At 70.1% G+C, this 5,965-nt stretch carries 5 protein-coding genes; 4 read left to right on the top strand and 1 reads right to left on the bottom strand.

The window, feature by feature from the left end; all coding sequences use genetic code 11:
* The first annotated feature begins 479 nt into the window (after positions 1-479).
* The 3 genes from rplU (at position 480) to obgE (ending at position 2,625) form a co-directional block, all read left to right on the top strand.
* Complete coding sequence (gene rplU, locus ACWGH4_RS29510) at positions 480-800, top strand: 50S ribosomal protein L21 (protein WP_005317674.1); 321 nt, start codon at positions 480-482, stop codon at positions 798-800.
* A 14-nt stretch (positions 801-814) separates the two neighbouring features.
* Positions 815-1,069 carry a 50S ribosomal protein L27 gene (gene rpmA / locus ACWGH4_RS29505; protein ID WP_005317677.1) on the top strand — a complete coding sequence of 85 codons (255 nt, stop codon included), beginning with the start codon at positions 815-817 and terminating at the stop codon, positions 1,067-1,069.
* Between the two features lie 119 nt (positions 1,070-1,188).
* The gene (obgE, locus tag ACWGH4_RS29500) at positions 1,189-2,625 is read left to right on the top strand and encodes a GTPase ObgE (RefSeq protein ID WP_441262990.1); all 1,437 of its coding nucleotides are present in this window, start codon (positions 1,189-1,191) and stop codon (positions 2,623-2,625) included.
* A 293-nt stretch (positions 2,626-2,918) separates the two neighbouring features.
* Here the strand turns inward: obgE and ACWGH4_RS29495 are convergent, their stop codons facing one another.
* Positions 2,919-4,043 (bottom strand): hypothetical protein, encoded by a 1,125-nt coding sequence (locus ACWGH4_RS29495; RefSeq protein WP_453466297.1) that lies wholly within the window; start codon positions 4,041-4,043, stop codon positions 2,919-2,921.
* 254 nt (positions 4,044-4,297) lie between these two features.
* On the opposite strand from ACWGH4_RS29495, the gene ACWGH4_RS29490 reads away from it, so the two are divergent.
* Complete coding sequence (locus ACWGH4_RS29490; protein ID WP_453466295.1) at positions 4,298-5,926, top strand: glycosyltransferase family 2 protein; 1,629 nt, start codon at positions 4,298-4,300, stop codon at positions 5,924-5,926.
* The last annotated feature ends 39 nt before the right edge of the window (positions 5,927-5,965 follow it).

The raw sequence follows: 5,965 nt of genomic DNA, 5'->3' as shown, positions 1-5,965 counted from the left end.
CCCCGGGCCCGGGGGCGACGGGTCGGACGCGGGGGGGGTGGAGGGGGCCGCCCCCCCCGGGGGGCCGGGGGGGGCCCCCCCCCCCCGGGCGAGGGGGGCCCACCGCCGTCCGTGCGGCGTACGCCGCATCGTGCCACGCAGGGTCCGGGAACGCCCCCTGGCACGCGGCACGGCCCAGCCGGTGCGTCGTTGGCGCGGGCTCCGCACACCCGCGTCGGGCGGCGGGACCGCAGGGACCTCGGGAGCCAGGCGGGGAGCTGCCGTTGGGCCCGGGAGTCGGAGGCGGGGGGCCGGTTTGACCCCCCGAGCGGCGCCCCGTAACCTTGACCCTCGGCGTGTTTCCTTACACGTCCACCTCCTGAGCACCTCCCTCCCGGCCCGCCGGGAGAGGCCGCTCGTCCATTCCGGACCGTCATGGGCCCCAGGCCCGTGCGAGCGGCTGGCATCAGGAGTTTCGTTCGAGCGAGAGAGAGATCCGCGTGTACGCCATCGTGCGCAGCGGTGGTCGCCAGCACAAGGTTGCTGTCGGCGACATCGTTGAGGTTGACAAGATTTCCACTGCCAATGTTGGCGACACGGTCGAGCTCTCGACCCTGCTCGTTGTCGACGGCGACGCCGTGACCAGCGACCCGTGGGTGCTGGCCGGTATCAAGGTCACGGCCGAGGTCGTGGACCACCACAAGGGCGCGAAGATCGACATCCTTCGCTACAAGAACAAGACCGGCTACCGCCGCCGCCAGGGTCACCGTCAGCAGTACACGGCGATCAAGGTCACCGGCATCCCCACGGCTGCGAAGTAAGGGACTGAGGAGAGATGGCACACAAGAAGGGCGCATCGTCCACCCGGAACGGTCGCGACTCCAATGCCCAGCGGCTCGGCGTGAAGCGCTTCGGCGGTCAGGTCGTGCTCGCCGGTGAGATCCTGGTCCGCCAGCGCGGCACCCACTTCCACCCCGGCGCCGGCGTCGGCCGCGGCGGCGACGACACGCTGTTCGCGCTGCAGCCGGGCGCGGTGGAGTTCGGTACCCACCGTGGCCGCAAGGTCGTGAACATCGTTCCGGTCGCCTGACCGGAATCCTTCGCGAGGGGCGGACCTCACTTCCCGTACGGGAAGCGGGTCCGCCTTTCGTGTGTTGAGAGACAGACATTTACGTACGTACGTCACACGTCATTACTGGAGGCACATCCATGACCACCTTCGTGGACCGCGTCGAGCTGCACGTCGCCGCGGGTAACGGAGGCCACGGCTGCGCCTCCGTACACCGGGAGAAGTTCAAGCCCCTCGGCGGACCGGACGGCGGCAACGGCGGCCGTGGCGGGGACGTGATCCTGGTCGTCGACCAGTCCGTCACCACGCTGCTCGACTACCACCACAGCCCGCACCGCAAGGCCACCAACGGCAAGCCCGGTGAGGGCGGCAACCGTTCCGGCAAGGACGGCCAGGACCTGGTCCTGCCGGTCCCCGACGGCACCGTCGTCCTCGACAAGGAGGGAAACGTCCTCGCCGACCTGGTGGGCCAGGGCACGACCTTCGTGGCCGCCGAGGGCGGCCGGGGCGGTCTCGGCAACGCCGCTCTCGCGTCCGCGCGCCGCAAGGCGCCCGGCTTCGCGCTGCTGGGTGTGCCCGGTCAGACCGGGGACATCGTCCTGGAGCTCAAGACGGTCGCCGACGTCGCGCTCGTGGGCTACCCGAGCGCCGGAAAGTCGTCGCTGATCTCCGTGCTCAGCGCCGCCAAGCCGAAGATCGCGGACTACCCCTTCACCACCCTCGTGCCGAACCTGGGCGTCGTGACCGCGGGTTCGACCGTGTACACCGTCGCGGACGTCCCCGGACTGATCCCCGGCGCCAGCCAGGGCCGTGGCCTCGGCCTGGAGTTCCTGCGCCACGTCGAGCGCTGCTCGGTGCTCGTGCACGTCCTGGACACGGCGACGCTGGAGTCCGACCGTGACCCGGTCTCCGACCTCGACGTCATCGAGGAGGAGCTGCGGCAGTACGGCGGCCTCGACGACCGGCCGCGGATCGTCGTCCTCAACAAGGTCGACATCCCGGACGGCCAGGACCTCGCCGACATGATCCGCCCGGACCTCGAGGCGCGCGGCTACCGCGTGTTCGAGGTGTCGGCGGTGGCGCACAAGGGCCTCAAGGAGCTGTCCTTCGCGCTGGCCGAGATCATCGCGGAGGCGCGGGCCGCCAAGCCCGTGGAGGAGGCGACCCGGATCGTGATCCGCCCGAAGGCGGTCGACGACGCGGGCTTCACCGTCCGGCAGGAGGAGGACGGTCTCTTCCGGGTCCGCGGCGAGAAGCCGGAACGCTGGGTGCGCCAGACCGACTTCAACAACGACGAGGCCGTCGGCTACCTGGCCGACCGCCTCAACCGCCTCGGTGTCGAGGACCAGTTGATGAAGGCGGGTGCCCGCGCCGGTGACGGCGTGGCCATCGGCCCCGAGGACAACGCGGTCGTCTTCGACTGGGAGCCGACGATGATGGCGGGCGCGGAGATGCTCGGCCGCCGCGGCGAGGACCACCGCCTCGAGGCGCCCCGTCCGGCCGCGCAGCGGCGGCGGGACCGCGAGGCCGAGCGGGACGAGGCGCAGAAGGAGTTCGAGGGCTTCGACCCCTTCTAGGACGTGCCCCGCGTGTCACCCCGAACCGGCCCTGGAGCGGCGCTTCGGTGACGCACCACGGCGATCGGACCGGCGACGGCCCGGAGGATGCCGTGGTGCGGCACGGCAGCGAACCGCGCGTACATCCGGGCCGGTTCGGCGGGCGTCCGGGTTCTCTCGCCCGTATCGGAACCGGCTGCGCGAGAGCCCCGGCCCGCCGGAAGCCCGCCGCAGGCGGTGGCATCGCCGGCGGCAGCTGGCCGGACGCCATCCTGTGTCACGCCTCCAAGGCATCAGCGCGCAGGACGTGGTGGTCAGAACGCATCGAGGGCGTTCCCTTCGTGACTCGTGGCCGCCTTTCGGCGGCGCCTGACGAGCGTGAACACGCCCGCGGTGAGAGCCAGGGCCACGGCGGCCGCGGCTCCGAGCAGTACGAGGCGGCCCCTGTCCTCCTGGTACCACTCGGCTTCGAGCACCTTGCCGTCGGAGCCGATGACCTCCAGCCGGACCGGCCGCGAGTTGTTCTCGGGCTCGGGGTCGTTCGGCGGCTTCGTGATCGAGACCCGGCCCTCCGCCCCTGGGACCCACTTGTCGATGCGGACGCGGAGCAGGATGGGGTCGTACTCCACGCAGAGCAGGCGGCGAGGGTCTTCGGGCCGTTCCACCCTGCAGGAGCCGATGTTGGGGTCGAGGTCCACCGGGCGGTCCATGAGCGAAGTGCCCTCCGGAAGCTCGACCCTGATCTTGACGGGGGAGGTGAAGCGGCGCGGCCTGGTTCCCGAGACATAGGCGTGAGCTTCCTGCCCCACCGCACCACGGAGCGTCACACCCTTGACCGCCAGGTCCTCGCCGAGGCCGTAACCGGCGCTCCTGAATCGGACGCAGCAGGGATTGTAGAACGGGTGGTGCTGGACGCGAGCGTCGCCGTCCGTGGCGATCGGATCGAATCCGAGCGCGGGCCCCGAGCCCCGCTCGAATGTGTTGCGGTAGTCCTCTGTGTGCCACCACGGGCGGTCGAGAGGTGCGAACCAGTAGCTGTACATGCCGTCCACCTCACAGCAATCGCTGATCAGAGCGCGGAACGAAGCATCGGTCTCGTACGCGCGTCCCGCCTCGGCAGTACCCTTCAACTCGCAATAGGCGGTTCTCCGGCGGGAGTGATAGAAGCAGTTCGAAAAGGTGGTGGGCAAGGTAAGGCGTTCCCAGCTCGATTGGACGCTGATTTTCATGAGGACACCGCTCACCGCCGACTTCCGGGTGTTGATGAAGGCCGGGGTGATGGGTGGCGGACGTCCCTTGTCGGACTTCGGCACCTCGATCCGGGCACGTGGGTAGAGACCGTCCAGCTCCGGCACGTCGTCGTTGGCCGTCGCCGTCGGGGCCAGGCCGAGGATCATCATCAAGACGGCGGCTATCAGCACAGCAGCTCTGCGTGGCATTCCCGCGTTCCCATTTCCCTCCGCACCTCTTTGCCGGGTGCGCTTGCTGAAGGTGTGACGTGCAGGAACGCCCGACAGTTGTACGCGGGCCAACGCATCCCTCCGTTGCTTCGACGCGGCCGGCGCCGCGTCCGCCGTGCAGGGTCGGGGGCTTCGCCGGTTCCGGGTGATGGCCGGCAAATTGTCCTGAAGCCGTTGCCACACAGGGGTCCGGGCGGTAAAGGGCCCTCGGTCCGTTCCCGTAAAATCGTGGGGTGACCACTGGACACGGCGAGCCCGACCGCATTGATTCCCCCTCCGCCGCGGAGGGGGTCTGTGTTGTGGTCATCGCGTACAACGACGCGGACCTTGTCGGTGAGGCGATCGGCTCGGCGCTCGGTCAGGGCCCCGAGGTCAGCGAAGTCATCGCCGTCAATGACAGGTCCGACGACGAGACCGCCCGTGTGCTCGATGAACTCGCCCGTCGACATCCGCGGTTGCGAGTGATCCACCGCACGGAGAACAGCGGCGGATGCGGCACTCCTCGCAACGATGGGCTGGCCGCCGCCACTGCCCCGTACGTGATGTTCCTGGACAGCGACGACGTACTTCCCGAGGGAGCTGTCGGCGCGCTGCTGGCGGCTGCCGGGCGTCACCAGGCGCCGGTCGCGGTCGGGAACTGTGTCAGGCGTGAGCTGCCCCTGGGGCTGGACGTGACCTGGCAGCCGGGGCTGTACGAGGAGGCCGGTCCGGTCGAGTCCCCGGAGGACCGTCCGGAACTGCTCCACGACACCCTCTGCGTCAACAAGCTGTACTCCCGCGCCTTCCTCCAGGAGCACGGGATCCGCTTTCCGGACGGCCGCTTCGTCTACGAGGACTTCGTCTTCACCGCGCGTGTGATGGCGGCCGGGCCCCGAATCGCCGTGATACCCGACACGGTCTACGTCTGGCACGTGCGCCGCAACGCCGCCCAGGTGTCGATCTCCCTCGACCGCGACGCGGTGAGCAACTGGCAGGCGCGCATCGAGGCCCACCGCACGGCCGTGGAGACGTTCCGCAAGGCCGATGCCAAGTCCCTCGCGGCGGCCTGCCGGGTGAAGTTCCTCGACTACGACCTGCGGATGTACGTACGGGAGCTGCGCCGCCGGGGCAACGAGTACCGCACGGCCTGGTGGGACGCCACCCGCGAGTATCTGGCCGGTTTCGACGCAGGCGAGATCGCCGCCGCGCAGGCGCCGGCGCGCTGGATCGCCCGTGTGGTCCAGGCTGCCGAAGCCCCACGTGACGTGGAGCGACTCGGGCAGCTGGCCAGTGACCCGGCGCGTCTGCTGCCCCCCTACGCCGTGGCCGGGGGCGTGCCGGTGTGGGCGGAGGACCTGCCGTCGGCCGAGCTGGACGGCGTGGCGACGCTGCCTGTGGCCGAGCTGCCGGTCCTGGCGGAGGCCCGCATGGTGCGCAGTTCGACCCGCGATCTGTTGATCACGGTGCACGACATGTACGGGCGGCTGAGTGCCGCCCGGCCGCACTCCGCCGAGATCGAGTTCCTCCTCCGAGGCGCCGAGCAGCCCGCGCTCACCCGTGACGCCGAGCTGCGCGAGGAGGACGGGGCCTGGTCGGTCCGCGCCGTCATAGGTCCCGATTCCCTGTCGCGCTCGGTCCCCCGGCAGGGCAGGAGAGGAATACAGAGCTGGGACATCCGGCTCCGGGTGCACCTCGCCGACGGTTCATCCCTGGTGACCTCGCTGAGGTCGCTCGACCGTATGCAGCGCAGGGTGGTGCCCAGTATTCGGCACGGCGTGCTGCTGTTGCAGTCGCATGCCAATGCGAGCGGATCGCTCGCCTTCCGGATGGCGCTGGGCATGCACGGTGCCCTTGTGGTCGCCCGGGCCAGGTCGCGTGGTTAGACCCTGCTGACGAACGAGGAGGGGCCACCGGCCGTGCCG

It is taken from the genome of Streptomyces sp. NPDC054847, from assembly GCF_053610925.1.
This window is presented reverse-complemented; position numbering and strand designations above follow the sequence as displayed.

Excerpts from the sequence above, each read along its gene's own strand:
- rpmA (WP_005317677.1), top strand. The coding sequence starts at position 815 with ATGGCACACAAGAAGGGCGCATCGTCCACCCGGAACGGTCGCGACTCC.
- obgE (WP_441262990.1), top strand. The coding sequence starts at position 1,189 with ATGACCACCTTCGTGGACCGCGTCGAGCTGCACGTCGCCGCGGGTAAC.
- ACWGH4_RS29495 (WP_453466297.1), bottom strand. The coding sequence starts at position 4,043 with ATGCCACGCAGAGCTGCTGTGCTGATAGCCGCCGTCTTGATGATGATC.